The following is a 16,454-nucleotide window of genomic DNA, read 5'->3' as shown; positions in this document are numbered from 1 at the left end:
GGGAGGGCGGGGGGGGCGACCCCGGGCGCCGGGACGACCTTGGCGTCGGCCGGGAGAGTGCTCGGGGCGACCGGGCCGGGGAGGTGGCGGCCCAGCCAGTCGACCAGCGGGGGCAGCTGTGCGCGGACGGCGACCTGGTTGTGCCCGCCGCCCGGGAAGGTGTGCGTCGTCAGCGTGACGGGCGGGACCGCGGCGGCGCGCAGGCGGGCGAGGGCGGCCTGCTCGTCGGCCTCGTCGGCACCTGCGGTGGCGAGGATCGTCGTGGGTGCGGGACGGTCACGCAGGTGGGCGACGACGTCGTTGGCCGTGAGCAGGTCGGGGCGGCCGGCGAAGAGGTCGCCGGTGACGATGTCGTCGGGCGTGCGGTCGTAGCCGGACTGGCTGATCGCGATCGAGTAGATGTCGGGGTGGCGCAGCGCCAGGTTCATGGCGCAGTACCCGCCCGACGACCAGCCCGACAGCGCCCACGCCTCCCGCTCGGTCCGCACCCGCAGCGTGCTCCGGGCCCAGTCGTGCAGGTCCGTCGTCAGGTATGTGTCGTCGGCGGCGCCGCGCTGGGCGTCGACACACTCCTCGTCGTGGCCGAAGCGGGGCTCGCCGTTGATGTCGGGGACGAGCACGATCGCGGGCGGCATGCGGTGGTCGGCGATCGCGGCGTCGACCAGGTCGGTGACGCCGAAGAGTGCGACGACCTCGCGCGGCTCGCCGGGGAAGCCGGGCAGCCACTCGACGACGGGGTAGCGCACCGCGGCGTTGGCGGGATCGCTGTAGCCGGCGGGGAGGTAGACGTCGGCGTCGCGGGTGATGCCGGAACGCTGCCCGTGGAACACCATGTGCAGGACGGAGCCGTGGCCGTCGGCGCTGCGGGCCGCGATGACCGGCATGGCGGCGGCCAGGTCGCCGCCGTCGGGCCCGATGTCGGCGACCGTGCCCTCGCCGGGGTTGCCCGACGAGCCGAGCAGCGACCCGAGCGTCGGGTAGAAGGAACCGAGCAGGTTGGCCCCCGCGGCCGTGGCGGCGACCACCCCGACGACGGCGGCGAGCGTCGTGACGGCGCGCCAGGTGCGACGGCGCCGCCAGGCGTCCCAGCGCCACGGCACGAGCGCGACGAGCAACACCGCGACGACGGCCACTATCCCGACGAACCATCCGTTGTCGAGACGAATCGTCGAGGCGTGGAGGCCGAACACTCCCGGAGCGTGTCAGACCCCCGTGCGGGCGGCGGGCGGCGGGGCCGGGTCGGGCGGGGTCCGGTGGCGCTTCCCGCCGTGCGGCACCGACGCGACAGCGGCGACCAGGCAGGCCACGGCGGCGAACCCGACCTCGCCCCGCCGGTCCGTGGTGCCAGCCGCACCGGGGCCGGGTGTGGCCACCACATTCGACCTGCCTGTTCGCACCATCCTGGGCGGGCCGCGGGATTCGTAGCGTTCCTCCCATGCGCACCTCGTCGAAGACGCTCCTCGCCGTCCCCGCCCTGATCCTCGCCGTCTCCGGCGCCGCCTGCTCGACCCCGGCCGCCGGCGCCGCCGCCCCTACCCCCACCGTCGCCCCGTCGGCCGTCGCGACCGCGACCATCGACGTCGTCACCGACGGTCGCACGGCGACGCGCGTCGGCACCCACACGATCACCGCGACGACCGCCGCCGACGTCCACCGATGTCAGACCGACGCCGGCCGTGCGACGCTCTCCTTCGGCCCGGCCGGCGCGCCGTCCGAGACGATCGAGGGCCTCTACCTCGAGGTCCCGGTCGGTGAGGGGCCCGGTGAGGTCCGGATGACCTGGAACTCGACGGAGGCCGGCTCCGACTACGGCACCGGCTACACCGCCTCCGACGGCCGGTCCGGCAGGGCCACCGCGACCGCGACGGTCCGTGACGGCCGGTTGGAGATCACCTTCGACGCGACGACGTGGGACGAGGCCCACTACCGCGGCACGGCGTCCTGCGCGCTCGCGTGACGCCCCACCGAGTTCGACCTGGGACTGCTTCGATCATGGTCCGGCGCAGTCCCGGGCCGAACTGGGCGGGGTTCGCGGCACAGGCCCCGCACAGCGGCCGCACAGCTCGCCGAGGCCCTCACCAGCGGCGACGACGATCCCGCGACGCCGTCGCCCGACTGCGGTCGGGTAAAGGAATTCCCAGGTCAGGGGCCACGCTACGCTCCGGCGCGTGACGTCCCAGGACGCGGCGCGGATGCCGCGGCGCAGGCTGCTGCGGCTCGGTCTCGCCGGAGCCGGCCTCGTCGGCGCGGCGGCCGCCTGCGGCACCGCCCCACCCGCGTCCGTCCCCCCGACGACCCCACCGGCCCAGCCGACGACCCGGCCATCGACCCGGCCGACCGTCGCGCCCGGTGCACCCGCGCCGGAGGTCGAGCACGCCGACGGCGGCCGTCCCGAGGTCGCGCTCACCTTCCACGGTGCCGGCGATCCCGTCCTCGCGAAGCAGGTGCTCGCCGCCCTGCACGACCGCGGCGCCGCCGTCACCGTGCTGGCCGTCGGGACGTGGCTCCAACAGTCGCCGGACTCGGCGCGCGTCGTCACCGATCTCGGGCACGAGCTGGGCAACCACACGTGGTCGCACGGCGACATCGACTCGATGTCCGAGTCGTCGGCGCGCGCGGAGATCGAGAAGTGCCGCGACCGGGTCGCCGCCCTCACCGGTGGGCCGGGCGCGTTCTTCCGGCCGTCGCAGGCCCAGCACGCCACGAGCCGGGTCAAGGTCCTCGCGGCCGCCGCCGGCTATTCGACGGTCCTCTCCTACGACGTCGACTCCCGCGACTTCACCGACCCCGGGGCGGCGGCGATCCGGCGCAACGTGCGGACGGCGACGGCGGGGGCCGTCGTGAGCATGCACCTGGGCCACCCCGGGACCCTGGAGGCGATCCCCGGCCTCCTGGACGATCTCGCCGCGCGCGGGCTGCGGCCCGTCACCGCATCGCAGCTGTTCGCCTGAGAGGACCCCTGTGCCGCTCCCCGTTCCGCGCGCACGAACCGCCGTGCTGCTCCTCGCCGCCCTGGTCTGCCTGGCGGGCTGCACGGGCGGTGCCCCCAGCTCGCCCGGTGGCGGGTCCGGCACCACGGCCGGCGCGGCGCAGCCGGCCGCCTACCCCGGGATGCCGCCGGTCGCCGACCCGCACAACGTCTACGCCGACGCGGGCGCGAACATGCTCTCCGACGTCGTGAAGACGGCGAAGCCGCTGGTCTACGTGCCGCACACCAAGTCGGGGGACGTATGGACGATCGACCCGGCGACGTTCCAGGTCGTCGGGCGCTACCGGCTCGGCGGGGAGCTGCAGCACGTCGTGCCGTCGTGGGACATGACGACCCTCTACGCCTCCGACGACACCACCGACAAGATCACCCCGTTCGACCCGGTGACGGGCCTTCCGGGGAAGAACATCCCGGTCACCGACCCCTACAACATGTACTTCACCCCCGACGGGAAGTCGGTGATCTCGGTCGCGGAGGCCCGTCGCAAGCTGGTGTTCTACGACCCCCACACCTGGGCGGTCCAGGGTGAGCTGCCGACGCCGCAGTGCGCGGGCATCGACCACGCCGACTACACCCCCGACGGACGCACGGCCGTGTTCACCTGCGAGTTCGACGGCCGCGTCGCCGTCGTCGACCTGGCGAGCCGCACGCTGCTGCGCACGATCGACATGCCGGTCCGGCACATGCGGATGGGCCCGCAGGACATCAAGATGGCCCCCGACGGCTCGGTCTTCTACATCGCGGACAGCCAGGAGGGTGGCCTCTGGGTGATCGACGGTGCCGCGACGAAGGTGATCCGCGAGATCCCGACGGGCGCCGGCGCGCACGGCCTCTACCTGTCACGTGACGCGACGCGGCTGTTCGTCACCAACCGGCTCGCCGGCAGCGTCAGCGTGCTCGACGCCTACACCGGCGCGGTCGAGGCGACGTGGCCGATCCCCGGCGGCAGCCCCGACATGGGCAACGTGACCGCCGACGGCAGCCAGCTCTGGCTGTCGGGCCGCTACACCCACGAGGTCTACGTGCTGTCGACGGCGGACGGAAGGCTGCTGGCCCGCATCCCGGTCGGCGACGGCCCGCACGGGCTGTGCGTGTGGCCGCAGCCCGGCCGCTGGTCGATCGGGCACACGGGCATCACCCGCTGACACCCCGCGACGTCGTCAGTCGGGTTCCTGCACGTCACGGCGGCCGTGAGCGCGGCCTCATCCCGTCATGACCGGTCGGCCGACCCTCCGGGTCCCTCCGACGGGCGCACACTCGGTTCGGGGACTCCACCTGCTCCGGCTCGACGACCCGGCGCCGGGTGCCGAAACCCGTTCGGCGACGCGAGCCCGCCGATGCGGGTCGTCGGCCGGTGCCCGAGGATCGGCCCGGCACCGGCCGACGACATCGCCGGGGCGCCGCGAGCGATGGTCAGGCGGTTCTGGTCGCGCCTCGGGCGACCTCGGCGCGTGCGAGCAGGCCGAGCGCGAGGGCACCGACCAGGAGGCCGAAGTCGCGGAGCGCGACATCGAAGTAGCCCGGCAAGGTGAGCAGATTGACAATGATCCCCAGTAGCCACGCGGCGACGACCCAGGCGCCGATCCGAGGCGCGGTCGCGACGAGGATGCCGGCCACGATCTCGACCACTCCGACCGCGTACATCGCCTGCTGGGCGTCACCGGGCAGGATGCCGTCGATCCAGGGTGCGAGGTAGTGCGGCCAGTCGGTGAGCAGGTTCGTGAACTTGTCGAGTCCGAAGAGGACCGGCGCCACGGCGAAGACCGTCCGCAGCAGCAGGAATGCCAGGTGGGTGGGGTCGGCGAGGGCGCCCCGGCTTCCTGTCGTCGTCTCGGTGGACATGAGTTCTCCTCTAAAAACTAGATTGATTGCTGATAGAAGAAGAATCTAGCGCCCACCGGTCTCTATCGTCAACGATGATCGGCGATAGATTGGGCTCATGCGGAACCGGCTGCTTGCAGGCATCACCTCTGCGGCGTCGCTCGACGAGCCGACCCGGCGACGGCTCTACGCCTTCGTCATCCGGCAACCCGAGCCGGTCGGCCGGGACGACGCGGCTGCTGCCCTGGGGCTGCCCCGGACCACCGCGGCGTTCCACCTCGACCGTCTGGCCGACGCAGGACTGCTCGACGTCGTCCATCAACGGCGCTCGGGGCGGCGCGGCCCCGGCGCCGGCCGGCCGGCGAAGCTCTACCGGCGCGCGGCCCGCGAGATCAACGTCTCGCTGCCCGAACGACGTTACGAGCTCGTCGGCAGGCTGCTCGCTGGTGCCGTCGACGAGGCCACCGCCTCGGGTCGATCGGTCGGCGGGGTGCTCGAACAACGGGCCTATGCGCTCGGCCGCACGCTCACCGACGTCACCGACGTCACCGACGTCACCGACGTCACCGACGTCACCGAGACCGCCGAGACCGCCGAGACCGCCGAGACCGCCGAGGCCGTCGAGGCCGTCGAGGCCGCGGACTGTCGCCCCGTCGGCCTCGCGGACGACGAGCCCACCACTGCCGTGGTCCGAGTGCTCGAAGCCCACGGGTACGAGCCGCGCTCGTCGGACGCGGCGATCACGTTGGGCAACTGTCCGTTCAACCTCCTGGCCCGGGAGTACACCGAGCTCGTCTGCGGGACCAACCTCCGCCTGCTCTCGGGGGTGCTGGATGCACACCCCGACGCGGGACTGGAGGCCGAGCTGTGGCCAGGGGAGTCGGGCTGTTGTGTACGGCTGGTCGCGGCGGCGCCGCGGACCGGATGACCGGCACGAAGCTCGGCCGGCGCAGCTCGGTGCCGGTGGTCATGCCCGTGCGGGGTCACGATCGCCACGACGACGAGCAGCCTCGACTCACCGCGGTGTCGTCGTCACGACACGCCGATCCGCGCAGCGGAATCCGGCGGGTGCCACCATCTGGGCACCCGCGCGGCAGACTGCACTCCGCCGGCGGTGACGGACGAGCACAGGGGGACGCGTGGTCGCGAACGAGCGCACCGTCGAGGAGGGCCTGCACCGCGGGCTGACCGTCGACAAGACCTACGCCGGCTACCTGCACCTCGACGAGCTGCTCGGCGCCCAGCGGCCGCTCTCCGATCCCGAGCACCACGACGAGATGCTGTTCATCGTCCAGCACCAGACGTCGGAACTGTGGTTGAAGCTGGTGATCCACGAGCTGCGCCACGCCGCCGCCCGCATCGACGCCGACGACCTCGGCCCGGCGCTCAAGGCGCTGTCGCGGGTCAAGGCGGTGCAGCGCCAGCTGTTCGAGCAGTGGGGTGTGCTGGAGACGCTCACCCCGACCGAGTACCTGCAGTTCCGCTACGCGCTGGGCACCGCGTCGGGGTTCCAGTCCGAGCAGTACCGGACCGTGGAGTTCCTGCTGGGCAACAAGAACGCCGCCGCGATCGAGGTGTTCGCCGACGGGTCCGAGGCGTCCCGGCGGCTGCAGGAGGTGCTGGCCGCGCCGAGCCTCTACGACCACTTCCTGCGCCACCTCGCCCGCGCCGGCTACCCGGTGCCGCCCGAGGTGCTCGACCGCGACCTCACCAAGGCGCACTCGTTCGCGCCGGAGCTGGTCGAGGTGTTCCGGCTCGTCTACACCGACCCGGGCCGCGACTGGGGCGCCTACGAGACGTGCGAGGCGCTCGTCGACGTCGAGGAGAGCTTCCAGCTGTGGCGCTTCCGGCACCTGAAGACGGTGGAGCGGATCATCGGGTCGAAGCGGGGGACGGGCGGGTCGAGCGGGACGGCGTTCCTGCGCGCGGCGCTGGACCTGACGTTCTTCCCCGAGATCCTGGCCGTGCGCACGGAACTGGGGGAGTGACCATGCCGCCCACCCTCACGGATGCCGAAGCTCTCGACGCCGCCGATCCGCTCGCCTCGTTCCGCGACCGGTTCGTCGCCCCCGAGGACCCGGGTCTCGTCGCCTACCTCGACGGCAACTCCCTGGGCCGCCCGCCGAAGGCGACGGCGCAGCGGCTGGCCGAGCTCGTCGCCCACGACTGGGGGAGCAGGCTGATCCGGTCCTGGTCGGAGGGCTGGATGGAGCTGCCCTTCGAGATCGGCGACCGGCTCGGTGCCGCGGTGCTGGGTGCCGCGCCGGGGCAGACGGTCGTCGCCGACTCGACGACGGTGTGCCTCTACAAGCTGATGCGCGCCGCCGCGGCGATGCGCCCGGGCCGCGACGAGGTCGTCGCCGACCGTGGGAACTTCCCGACCGACCGCTACGTCGTCGAGGCGGTCGCGGCGGAGTGCGGGCTGACGGTGCGCTGGATCTCGCCCGGCCCCGCAGCAGGGGTGACCCTGGAGGAGATCGACGACGCAGTGTCGGAGAGAACAGCCTTCGTCACCCTCTCCCACGTCGCGTACAAGTCCGCCTGGATCGCCGACCTGCACGCGATCACCGCGGCGGCCCACGACGCGGGCGCGCTCGTCGTCTGGGACCTCTGCCACAGCGCCGGCTCGGTGCCGCTGGACCTCGACGCCGCCGGGGTCGACCTCGCCGCGGGCTGCACCTACAAGTTCCTCAACGCGGGACCCGGGGCGCCGGCGTTCCTCTACGTCGCGGCCGCGTTGCAGCAGGAGTTCGTCCAGCCGATCGCAGGCTGGATGGGCAACGTCGACCCGTTCGCGATGACGTCGGACTACGCGCCGTCGACGGGGATGCGCCGCGCGCTGTCCGGGACGCCGCCGATCACGGGCCTCATCGGTGTCGACGAAGGCGTACGGCTCGTCGCCGAGGCCGGGATCGGGCGCATCCGCGCCAAGGCGGTCGCGCTCACCGAGCTCGCGGTGACGCTGGCCGACGGCATGGGTGCCGGCCTCGGCTCCCCGCGTGACCCGGCCCGCCGCGGTGGGCACGTGACGGTGACGCACCCGGACGCAGCGGCGCTCTCGGAGCGGCTGATCGCCGCGGGCGTGATCATCGACCACCGCCCGCCGGACGGCATCCGGATCGGCCTGTCACCGCTGACGACGTCGTTCGCCGAGCTGCACCGGGCCATGACCGTGTTCGCCGAGGTCCTGCAGACGTCGTGAGTGGCGATGGTCGCCGGAGCGACCATCGCCACTCACCGGTACCCCCCGGGGTGGTCTGCAGGTCAGGCCAGCGGCACGATCTCCGGCGCACCCATGCGAGCGGCGTCGGCGGTCTCGTCGTCGGGCATCTTCTGGCTCTCCCGCTCGGCCTCGACCCGCTTGCGGTAGTGCTCGGCCTCGCGCCCGACCTGCTCGTCGCTCCAGCCGAGCACCGACGCCATCAGCCGCGCCGCCTCGTCGGCCGATCCCACACCGCGGTCGAACGTCTCGATCGAGATGCGGGTACGACGGGCCAGCGCGTCCTCCAGGTGCCGGGCGCCCTCGTGCGAGGCCGCGTAGACGACCTCCGCGCGCAGGTAGTCCGGTGCCCCGGCCAGCGGCTCGCCGAGCGACGGGTCGTCGTCGACGAGCGCGAGCACCTCGTCGATCATCGAGCCGTAGCGGCTGAGCAGGTGCTCGATGCGGGCGACGTGCACGCCGTGCTTCGCCGCGAGCCGGTGCCGGGCGTTGAGCAGGGCCTTGAACCCCTCCGCCCCGAGCAGCGGCACCTTCTCGGTGACCGAGTCCGGCACCTTGGCGTCGAGGCCGTGGACCGCGGCGTCGACGGCGTCCTTGGCCATGACGCGGTAGGTCGTGTACTTGCCGCCCGCGACGACGACCAGCCCCGGCACCGTGTGCGCCACGGCGTGCTCGCGCGAGAGCTTCGACGTCGACTCCGACTCGCCCGACAGCAGCGGCCGCAGCCCGGCGTAGACGCCCTCGACGTCGGAGTGCGTGAGCGGCTGCTCCAGCACGGCGTTGACGTGGTCGAGCAGGTAGTCGATGTCTGCGGCGCTCGCGGCGGGGTGGGCCTTGTCGAGCGACCAGTCGGTGTCGGTGGTCCCGATGATCCAGTGCCGGAACCACGGGATCACGAACAGCACCGACTTCTCGGTGCGCAGGATCAGCCCGGAGTCGCCCTGGATGCGGTCGCGCGGCACCACCAGGTGGATGCCCTTGCTGGCCCGGACCTTGAACTGGCCGCGCTCGCCGACCAGGCCCTGGGTGTCGTCGGTCCACACCCCGGTCGCGTTGACGACCTGCTTCGCCCGGATCCTGACCGTCTCGCCCGTCTCCAGGTCGTGGATCTCGGCGCCGGTGACCCGCTCGCCCTCACGCAGCAGCGCGACGACCCGCGCGCGGGACGCGACGTGTGCCCCGTAGGCCGCGGCCGTGCGGGCGACGAACATCGTGTGCCGCGCGTCGTCGACCTGCGCGTCGTAGTACTGCAGGGCTCCCACCAGGGAGTCCTTGCGCAGCGACGGCACGATCCGGCGCGCCCCCGCCCGCGTCAGGTGCCGGTGGTGCGGCACGCCGCGGCCCCGGCCCGACAACATGCTCAGCGTGTCGTAGAGCGCGACGCCCGCGCCCGCGTAGAACCGCTCCCACACGTGGTGCTTGAGCGGGTAGATGAACGGCACCGGACGGACCAGGTGCGGCGCGATCGTCTGGATCAGCAGACCGCGTTCCTGCAGCGCCTCGGCGACCAGACGGAAGTCCAGCATCTCCAGGTACCGCAGACCGCCGTGGATGAGCTTGCTCGAACGGCTCGACGTCCCGGACGCGAAGTCCCGGGCCTCGACGAGCCCGACGGTCAGCCCGCGGGTGGCGGCGTCGAGGGCACTGCCCGCACCCACGACGCCACCACCGATCACGAGCACGTCGAGCTCGGTCCCCGCCATGGCAGCCAGGGCGTCCGCCCGGGCCTGGGGGGAGAGCGCGACCGATCTCATGAGTGTCCTTCCCTAGGAGTGGATGTCCGTCGTCAGCCGACGTCCACCCAGTTCAACGTCCTCTCGACGGCCTTCTTCCACTTCGCGTAGCCCTCGGTGCGCTGCTCGTCGTTCCATTCCGGCGACCAGTGCCGGGCCTCGTTCCAGTTCTGTCGCAGCTCGTCGGTGTTCTTCCAGAACCCGACCGCCAGCCCGGCCGCGTAGGCCGCTCCCAGCGCCGTCGTCTCCGCGACGACCGGCCTGCTGACGTCGACACCCAGCACGTCGGACTGGATCTGCATGCAGAGCTCGTTCATGGTGACGCCGCCGTCGACCTTCAGCACCTCGAGGTGCACGCCGGAGTCCTTCTCCATCGCCTCGATCACGTCGCGGCTCTGGTAGCAGATCGCCTCCAGCGTCGCCCGGGCCAGGTGCGCGTTGGTGTTGAACCGCGAGAGGCCGACGATCGCGCCCCGGGCGTCGGAACGCCAGTACGGGGCGAAGAGACCACTGAATGCGGGGACGAAGTACACCCCCCCGTTGTCGTCGACCTGCCGGGCCAGCGACTCCGACTGCGCCGCACCGGAGATGATGCCCAGCTGGTCGCGCAGCCACTGCACGGCGGAACCGGTCACCGCGATGGAACCCTCCAGCGCGTAGACGACGGCCTCGTCGTTGAACTTGTAGCAGACCGTCGACAGCAGACCCGCCTTGCTGCGGATCAGCTCGGTACCGGTGTTGAGCAGCATGAAGTTGCCGGTGCCGTAGGTGTTCTTCGCCTCGCCGGGGGCGAAGCAGACCTGGCCGACGGTCGCGGCCTGCTGGTCGCCCAGGTCGCCGGTGATCAGTACCTCGCCGCCCAGCGGGCCGTTCGTGCGGGTGCTGCCGTATCCGGCCGTGTACGAGCTGGGCTTGATCTCGGGCAGCATCTGCCGCGGGATGTCGAAGAACCCGAGCAGCTCGTCGTCCCAGTCGAGCGTCTCGAGGTCCATCAGCATCGTGCGGCTGGCGTTGGTCACGTCGGTGACGTGCACCCCGCCGTCGCGCCCGCCGGTGAGGTTCCAGATCAGCCACGTGTCGGTGTTGCCGAAGATCGCGTCGCCGCGCTCGGCGGCCGCCCGGACCCCGTCGACGTTCTCCAGGATCCACTGGATCTTGCCGCCGGAGAAGTACGTCGCGGGCGGGAGACCGGCCTTGCGCCGGATGACGTCGCCCTTGCCCTCACGTTCCAGCGCCGACGCGATGCGGTCGGTGCGGGTGTCCTGCCAGACGATCGCGTTGTAGTACGGCCGCCCGCTGTTCCGGTCCCACACGACCGCCGTCTCGCGCTGGTTGGTGATGCCCAGCGCGACGAGGTCGGACGAGGACAGGCCCGTCTTGTTCAGCGCACTCTGCAGGACCGCGGACGTGCGCTCCCAGATCTCGACGGGGTTGTGCTCCACCCAGCCGGCCTGCGGCAGGATCTGCTCGTGCTCCAGCTGGTGGCGGCCCACCTCGTTGCCGGAGTGGTCGAAGATCATGAACCTCGTGCTGGTCGTGCCCTGGTCGATGGCGCCGACGTAGTCAGCCATGGGTCGTCCTTCCTCAGGTGTTGGCGCGCGGCTCGGACACGGGCGGGGTCGGCGTGAACTCCTCGTCCTTGGGCAGGTAGCGGTCGATCAGCAGGATGAACAGGCCGCCACCGATCAGGCCGCCGATGATCGGTGCCACGATGGGTAGCCAGAAGTAGAGGTCGCCGTGCTGGTCGTACATGGCCGTCGAGTAGCCGGTGATCAGCGACGCGAGCCGCGGGCCGAAGTCACGTGCGGGGTTGATGGCGTACCCGGCGTTCGTGCCCCACGCCATGCCGATCGCGACGACCAGCAGACCGACGACGACCGGGCCGAGGTTGGCCAGCGGCGGGTTGTTGACCGCCGTCGTCAACGCGAAGATCACGAAGATCAGGATGGCGGTGCCGACGATCTGGTCGAGGAACGCCGTCGGGATGCCGATGCCGTCGAGACCGTTGCCGGGCAGCGTCGAGAACACGCCCTGGGTCTTGATGGTGTGACCCGGGTCGACCTTCGCGATGGCGTCGGCGTAGACGACCCGCACGATCAGCGCCGCGACGAACGCGCCGAGGAACTGCGCCAGGCAGTAGGGCAGCACCTTCCGCCACTCGAAGCCCTTGAACGCGGCGAGCGCGATCGTGACCGCGGGGTTGAGGTGGGCGCCCGACAGCCGCGCCGCGACGTAGACGCCGAGCGTGACGCCGAGGCCCCAGGCCCAGGCGATCGAGTCGTGGTCGCCGAGGGTGCCTTCGGGCGACGTGACGACCTGCGCCACGACGCCGACGCCGAACAGGATGAGGATCATCGTCCCGGCGAACTCGGCGCTGAGCTCGCCGAGCAATGTCTTTCGCATAGCAGTGCCCTCCTTGTGGGGTGCTGTGTCGTCGCCGGGACGGCCGCCCATACCCCTCCTCCGGGCCCCTCCGGCCGTGCCATTCCCGCGCGCGATGGGACGCTAGGAAGCTCGTGTGACGGGGGCAACCTGAGGTGTTCGTCAATGTCGAATCGACATGGTCGAAACGGTCACACACGGGGCTAGGCTCAGGAACGTGCCCGGCACGATCCAGTCGATCGAGCGGGCGGCCGCGGCGCTGCGGCTGCTCGCCAGCACCGGGCGCCCGCTCGCTCTCGCCGAGCTCTCCGCAGCACTCGACCTGCCCCGGCCCACCGCCCACGGCATCCTGCGCACCCTGCGTGAGGTCGGTTTCGTCGACCAGGACCCGACCAACGCGCTCTACACCGTCGGCGCCGGCCTCGGCAGCCTCTCCACCCCCGGCTGGGACCGCCACGACCTGCGCTCCCGGTCCATGAACTGGGCCGACGCCCTCGCCGGCGGCACCGGCTGCGCCGTGTTCGTCGGGGTTCCCGACGGCCGCGTCGTCAGCCTCGTGCACCACGTATTCCGGCCCGACGGCTCGCCGCAACGGCTGCGCACCAACGAGACCGTGCCCATGCACGCCACCGCGCTGGGCAAGTGCCTGCTCGCCTTCGCGCCGCTCGTCACCCCCGCCGCCCGCGACCTCGACCTGCAGCGCTACACCGGCCGTACCGCCACCACACCCGCGGCACTGGAGAGCCAGCTCGTCGCGGCCCGGCGCCGGGGCTGTGCGACGGGCTTCGCCGAGTACACCCAGGGCGTCGGCGGGGCCGCGGTGCCGCTGCGCGGGGCCGGCGGGCTCGCCGTCGGGGCACTGGGGATCAGCGCGCCGGTGGAGCACCTCTTCGGGGCCGGGGGCGTCGTGCGGGCGCGGCTCGTCGACCAGCTGACCGCCGCCGCGGGTGAGATCTCCGTGACGCTGGGGCACTCGTGAGCGCTCCACCCGGCCGCCCGGCGTTCCTGGAGCTCGGGGTGGCGCACTCCTGCCCCACCTCCCGACCTCGGGTGGGGGCGGCGGCCGCCGGCGAGGGAGCGCCGTGAGTGAGCGCGTGGTCGCGGCGATCGACCAGGGCACGACCTCGACCCGCTGCCTGCTGTTCAACCGCGCCGGGCGGATGCTGGCCGTCGCCCAGCGCGAGCACCGCCAGCACTACCCACGGCCCGGGCGGGTGGAGCACGACGTCGAGGAGATCTGGCGCAACGTCGCCTCGATCGTGCCCGCGGCGCTGCGCCGGGCGGGGCTCGGCCCGGAGAACATCGCGGCGCTGGGCATCGCGAACCAGCGCGAGACCACCGTCATCTGGAACCGGCACACCGGGCTCCCGTTGGCCCGGGCGATCACCTGGCAGGACACCCGGACCGACGGCATCGTCTCCCGGCTGACGAGCGAGGGCCACGGCGAGCTGTTCTCGTCGGTGTGCGGGCTCGCCCCGGCGACGTACTTCGCTGGTCCACGCTTGCGCTGGCTGCTCGACAACGTCGCGGGCGCGCGGGCCGGCGCCGAACGCGGCGACGTCCTGTTCGGGACGATGGAGACCTGGCTGATCTGGCGGCTCACCGGCGGGCCCGACGGCGGCGTGCACGTCACCGACGTCACCAACGCCAGCCGCACGATGATGATGGACATCCGCACCCGGGAGTGGTCGCCGACACTGCTGGAGGCGCTCGACGTCCCCGAGCGGATGCTGCCGCGGATCCGGTCGAACTCCGAGGTGTACGGCACGTGCACCGCCGTGCTGCCGGGCGTCCCGGTCGCGGGGGCGCTGGGCGACCAGCAGGCCGCGCTCGTCGGCCAGACCTGTTTCGCACCGGGTGAGGCAAAGTGCACCTACGGCACCGGCGCGTTCCTGCTGATGAACACGGGGACGCGGATCGCGGAGTCGACGCACGGGCTGATCCCGACGATGGGCTACGTCCTCGGCGACGGCGAACCCGTCTACGCGCTGGAGGGCTCGATCGCGATGACGGGCTCACTGGTGCAGTGGTTCCGCGACTCGCTCGGCCTGATCGAGACCGCGCCGCAGATCGAGACGCTCGCCCTCACCGTCCCGGACAACGGGGGCTGCTACATCGTCCCCGCGTTCTCGGGGCTCTACGCGCCGCGCTGGCACCCCGACGCCCGCGGCGTCATGGTCGGGCTGACGTCCTACATCGACCGCGGCCACCTGGCCCGGGCGGTGCTGGAGGCGACGGGCTGGCAGACCCGCGAGGTCGTCGACGCCATGAACGCCGACTCCGGACTGCCCGTCACCCGGCTGAAGGTCGACGGTGGGATGACGGCCAACCATCTGCTCATGCAGTTCCTCGCCGACGTCCTCGACGTGCCGGTGGAGCGCCCACTCGGGTCGGAGGCGGTGTCGCTGGGCGCCGCCTACGCGGCGGGGCTGGCCGTCGGCCACTGGTCGAACCTGGAGACGTTGCGCGCCAACTGGCACCGGGCCGCGGCCTGGGAACCGGCGATGGACCCGGCGCTGCGTCGCCGCGAGCACGCCAACTGGGGACGGGCCGTCGACCGCAGCTACGACTGGGTACTGCCGTCCTGACCCCTCAGGACAGGCCCGGACCACCGACCGGCGAGAGCTCGATGAACTCGGGTGGGCCGGCGAGCAGCCCCAGCACCGAGCCGATCCCGGCCTCGCCGAGGTTGCGGTTGAGGGCGGCCTCCGACGACTCCTCGTCGGTCCACACCTCGGTGATCCAGACCGCGTCGTCCTCGTCGGGCGTGCGGTTGACGACGTAGAGCTCGCACCCGGGGGCGTCGCGCATACCCTCGGCGACGCGCAACAGCCCCTCGGCCAACGCCGGCCCCTGCCCCTCGACGGCGACCATCCGTACGTACCGCCCGACCCTGTCGCCACTCATGGGTCCCGACGGTACGGGGCCGTCCCCACCGCCCACGGAGGCACCCTGTGAGCGGCGATGGTCGCTGCGGCGACCATCGCCACTCACGACCGGACGGCGTCCGTGCACCCCGGCCCCTGCACCCCGTCCGTGCACCCCGCCCCGACTGCAGGAAGGGCACTTACCCGCGACCGGGCTGCGGGAAAGTGCCCTTCCTGACGTTCAGGAGTGCACGAGGCGGCGGCCCGAACCGGCCCGGATCGGCGGACCGGGCGGGTCAGGCCCATCAGAGGGGGACGACCAGGATGCGGTCGTCGTCGGCGGCGGGGGAGCCGCGGCCGTCGCGGTTGCTCGTCGTCACCCACAGTGCCGACCCGTCGGGAGTGGCGACGACACCGCGCAGCCGCCCGAACTCCCCGGTGACGAGGGCCTCCGGGGTGCCGGTGCGGCCGTCGGCGGTCAGCGGGATCCGCCACAGCCGCTCCCCGCGCAGCGCGCCGGCCCACAGCGAACCCCCGGCATAGGCGAGGCCGCTCGGGGAGGCGGCGGAGGTCGCCCAGGTGACGAGCGGGTCGGTGAAGCCGGCCTGCCCGGCGATGCCCTCGACGGTCGGCCATCCGTAGTTCGCGCCGGGGGTCAGCAGATTGACCTCATCGAAGGTGTTCTGGCCGAACTCGGTGGCGTAGAGCCGGTCGCCGGGGCCGAAGGCGAGGCCTTGGACATTGCGGTGCCCGTAGGTCCAGACGGCGGTGCCGAACGGGTTGCCGGGGGCGGGCGCGCCGTCGGGGGTGACGCGCAGGACCTTGCCGCCGAGGTCGTCGCGGTTCTGGGAGGCGTCGCTGCGGCTGGAGTCGCCCGTCGCGACGTAGAGCATCCCGTCGGGGCCGAACGTGAGCCCGCCGCCGTTGTGGATCGAGGCGGCACCGATTCCGGAGACGATCACCTGCTGGGTGTTGCCGTCGACGGTGCCGTCAGGCGCGACCTGCAGCCGCACGACGCGGTTGTCCTGCGCGGAGGTGTAGTAGACATAGATCGCCTTGTCGGTGGCGAACTGCGGGGAGACGGCGATGCCGAGCAGGCCGCCCTCGCCGCGGGCCACGACCCCGGCGACGGTGGCGACGGGCGTCGCCGCGCCCTGCGGGGTGACGCGCACGATCCGGCCGGAATCCCGTTCGGTGACGAGCGCGTTGCCGTCGGTCAGGAACGCGATGCCCCACGGCACCTCGAGCCCGGTGAGCAGGACGCGTGGCGCGCCGGGGGTGCGTTGCGGCGCGAGGTCGGAGGTGGCGGCGGGCGTCGGCACCTGGGCGGTGGCGTCGACGGGGCCCGGGGTGGTGCTGCCGCAGGCGGCCATCGCCAGGACGGCCACGAGGACGAGGGCGATGAGGGCTGTGACTCCCCGGGCTGCGATGCGCACGGAATC

Annotated in this window: 16 protein-coding genes; 8 read left to right on the top strand and 8 right to left on the bottom strand. The window is 72.5% G+C overall.

Annotation, left to right across the window (positions count from 1 at the left end):
* Both TOK_RS14085 and TOK_RS32615 read right to left on the bottom strand, forming a co-directional pair.
* Positions 1–1,190 (bottom strand): esterase family protein (locus tag TOK_RS14085; protein ID WP_098958308.1); only part of this gene is annotated, 1,190 nt, incomplete at its 3' end.
* A gap of 12 nt (positions 1,191–1,202) precedes the next feature.
* Entirely contained in the window at positions 1,203–1,373 is a 171-nt protein-coding gene (locus TOK_RS32615; protein WP_172457568.1) for a hypothetical protein, read from the bottom strand.
* Between the two features lie 62 nt (positions 1,374–1,435).
* Here TOK_RS32615 and TOK_RS14080 point away from each other — a divergent pair, with 62 nt between their 5' ends.
* From TOK_RS14080 to TOK_RS14070, 3 genes are all read left to right on the top strand, one after another.
* Complete coding sequence (locus TOK_RS14080) at positions 1,436–1,957, top strand: hypothetical protein (RefSeq protein ID WP_098958307.1); 522 nt, start codon at positions 1,436–1,438, stop codon at positions 1,955–1,957.
* Between the two features lie 211 nt (positions 1,958–2,168).
* Complete coding sequence (locus TOK_RS14075) at positions 2,169–2,951, top strand: polysaccharide deacetylase family protein (protein ID WP_098958306.1); 783 nt, start codon at positions 2,169–2,171, stop codon at positions 2,949–2,951.
* Positions 2,952–2,961: 10 nt separating this feature from the next.
* Positions 2,962–4,134, top strand: coding sequence for a YncE family protein (locus TOK_RS14070; RefSeq protein WP_098958305.1), 1,173 nt, complete (start codon positions 2,962–2,964; stop codon positions 4,132–4,134).
* A gap of 268 nt (positions 4,135–4,402) precedes the next feature.
* Here the strand turns inward: TOK_RS14070 and TOK_RS14065 are convergent, their stop codons facing one another.
* Positions 4,403–4,831 (bottom strand): DoxX family membrane protein, encoded by a 429-nt coding sequence (locus TOK_RS14065; RefSeq protein WP_098958304.1) that lies wholly within the window; start codon positions 4,829–4,831, stop codon positions 4,403–4,405.
* Between the two features lie 97 nt (positions 4,832–4,928).
* On the opposite strand from TOK_RS14065, the gene TOK_RS14060 reads away from it, so the two are divergent.
* The 3 genes from TOK_RS14060 to TOK_RS14050 all read left to right on the top strand — a co-directional run bounded on the left by TOK_RS14060 (position 4,929) and on the right by TOK_RS14050 (position 8,012).
* The gene (locus tag TOK_RS14060) at positions 4,929–5,738 is read left to right on the top strand and encodes a metalloregulator ArsR/SmtB family transcription factor (protein WP_098958303.1); all 810 of its coding nucleotides are present in this window, start codon (positions 4,929–4,931) and stop codon (positions 5,736–5,738) included.
* A gap of 211 nt (positions 5,739–5,949) precedes the next feature.
* Positions 5,950–6,798 carry a tryptophan 2,3-dioxygenase gene (locus TOK_RS14055; RefSeq protein WP_098958302.1) on the top strand — a complete coding sequence of 283 codons (849 nt, stop codon included), beginning with the start codon at positions 5,950–5,952 and terminating at the stop codon, positions 6,796–6,798.
* A 2-nt stretch (positions 6,799–6,800) separates the two neighbouring features.
* The gene (locus tag TOK_RS14050) at positions 6,801–8,012 is read left to right on the top strand and encodes a kynureninase (protein WP_098958683.1); all 1,212 of its coding nucleotides are present in this window, start codon (positions 6,801–6,803) and stop codon (positions 8,010–8,012) included.
* Between the two features lie 62 nt (positions 8,013–8,074).
* Here TOK_RS14050 and TOK_RS14045 read toward each other — a convergent pair whose 3' ends face one another.
* From TOK_RS14045 to TOK_RS14035, 3 genes are read right to left on the bottom strand one after another with little or no spacing between them, the layout of a single operon-like run.
* Entirely contained in the window at positions 8,075–9,784 is a 1,710-nt protein-coding gene (locus TOK_RS14045) for a glycerol-3-phosphate dehydrogenase/oxidase (protein WP_098958301.1), read from the bottom strand.
* 32 nt (positions 9,785–9,816) lie between these two features.
* Entirely contained in the window at positions 9,817–11,334 is a 1,518-nt protein-coding gene (gene glpK / locus TOK_RS14040) for a glycerol kinase GlpK (protein WP_098958300.1), read from the bottom strand.
* A 13-nt stretch (positions 11,335–11,347) separates the two neighbouring features.
* Positions 11,348–12,166: an MIP/aquaporin family protein gene (locus TOK_RS14035; RefSeq protein WP_098958299.1), complete on the bottom strand. Its 819-nt coding sequence runs from the start codon at positions 12,164–12,166 to the stop codon at positions 11,348–11,350.
* 196 nt (positions 12,167–12,362) lie between these two features.
* Between TOK_RS14035 and TOK_RS14030 the strand changes: the two genes are divergently transcribed.
* Together TOK_RS14030 and glpK (TOK_RS14025) are read left to right on the top strand one after the other, a co-directional pair.
* Positions 12,363–13,124, top strand: coding sequence for an IclR family transcriptional regulator (locus TOK_RS14030; RefSeq protein ID WP_098958298.1), 762 nt, complete (start codon positions 12,363–12,365; stop codon positions 13,122–13,124).
* A 103-nt stretch (positions 13,125–13,227) separates the two neighbouring features.
* Complete coding sequence (gene glpK / locus TOK_RS14025; RefSeq protein ID WP_098958297.1) at positions 13,228–14,733, top strand: glycerol kinase GlpK; 1,506 nt, start codon at positions 13,228–13,230, stop codon at positions 14,731–14,733.
* 4 nt (positions 14,734–14,737) lie between these two features.
* Here the strand turns inward: glpK (TOK_RS14025) and TOK_RS14020 are convergent, their stop codons facing one another.
* Both TOK_RS14020 and TOK_RS14015 read right to left on the bottom strand, forming a co-directional pair.
* The gene (locus TOK_RS14020) at positions 14,738–15,052 is read right to left on the bottom strand and encodes a putative quinol monooxygenase (protein ID WP_098958296.1); all 315 of its coding nucleotides are present in this window, start codon (positions 15,050–15,052) and stop codon (positions 14,738–14,740) included.
* Between the two features lie 265 nt (positions 15,053–15,317).
* A complete protein-coding gene (locus tag TOK_RS14015; RefSeq protein WP_098958295.1) occupies positions 15,318–16,448 on the bottom strand; it encodes a sorbosone dehydrogenase family protein in 1,131 nt (376 codons plus the stop codon).
* Between the last annotated feature and the right edge of the window lie 6 nt (positions 16,449–16,454).

This window comes from Pseudonocardia sp. N23, from assembly GCF_002583555.1.
Lineage (GTDB): Bacteria > Actinomycetota > Actinomycetes > Mycobacteriales > Pseudonocardiaceae > Pseudonocardia.
The sequence above is the reverse complement of the archived record's forward strand: the minus strand, read 5'-3'. Positions and strand labels throughout refer to the sequence as shown.

Bases quoted from the DNA above. Each gene is read 5' to 3' on its own strand.
- TOK_RS14080 (WP_098958307.1), top strand. From the start codon at position 1,436: ATGCGCACCTCGTCGAAGACGCTCCTCGCCGTCCCCGCCCTGATCCTC.
- glpK (WP_098958300.1), bottom strand. From the start codon at position 11,334: ATGGCTGACTACGTCGGCGCCATCGACCAGGGCACGACCAGCACGAGG.
- TOK_RS14060 (WP_098958303.1), top strand. From the start codon at position 4,929: ATGCGGAACCGGCTGCTTGCAGGCATCACCTCTGCGGCGTCGCTCGAC.
- TOK_RS14050 (WP_098958683.1), top strand. From the start codon at position 6,801: ATGCCGCCCACCCTCACGGATGCCGAAGCTCTCGACGCCGCCGATCCG.
- TOK_RS14045 (WP_098958301.1), bottom strand. From the start codon at position 9,784: ATGAGATCGGTCGCGCTCTCCCCCCAGGCCCGGGCGGACGCCCTGGCT.
- TOK_RS14065 (WP_098958304.1), bottom strand. From the start codon at position 4,831: ATGTCCACCGAGACGACGACAGGAAGCCGGGGCGCCCTCGCCGACCCC.
- TOK_RS14020 (WP_098958296.1), bottom strand. From the start codon at position 15,052: ATGAGTGGCGACAGGGTCGGGCGGTACGTACGGATGGTCGCCGTCGAG.
- TOK_RS14035 (WP_098958299.1), bottom strand. From the start codon at position 12,166: ATGCGAAAGACATTGCTCGGCGAGCTCAGCGCCGAGTTCGCCGGGACG.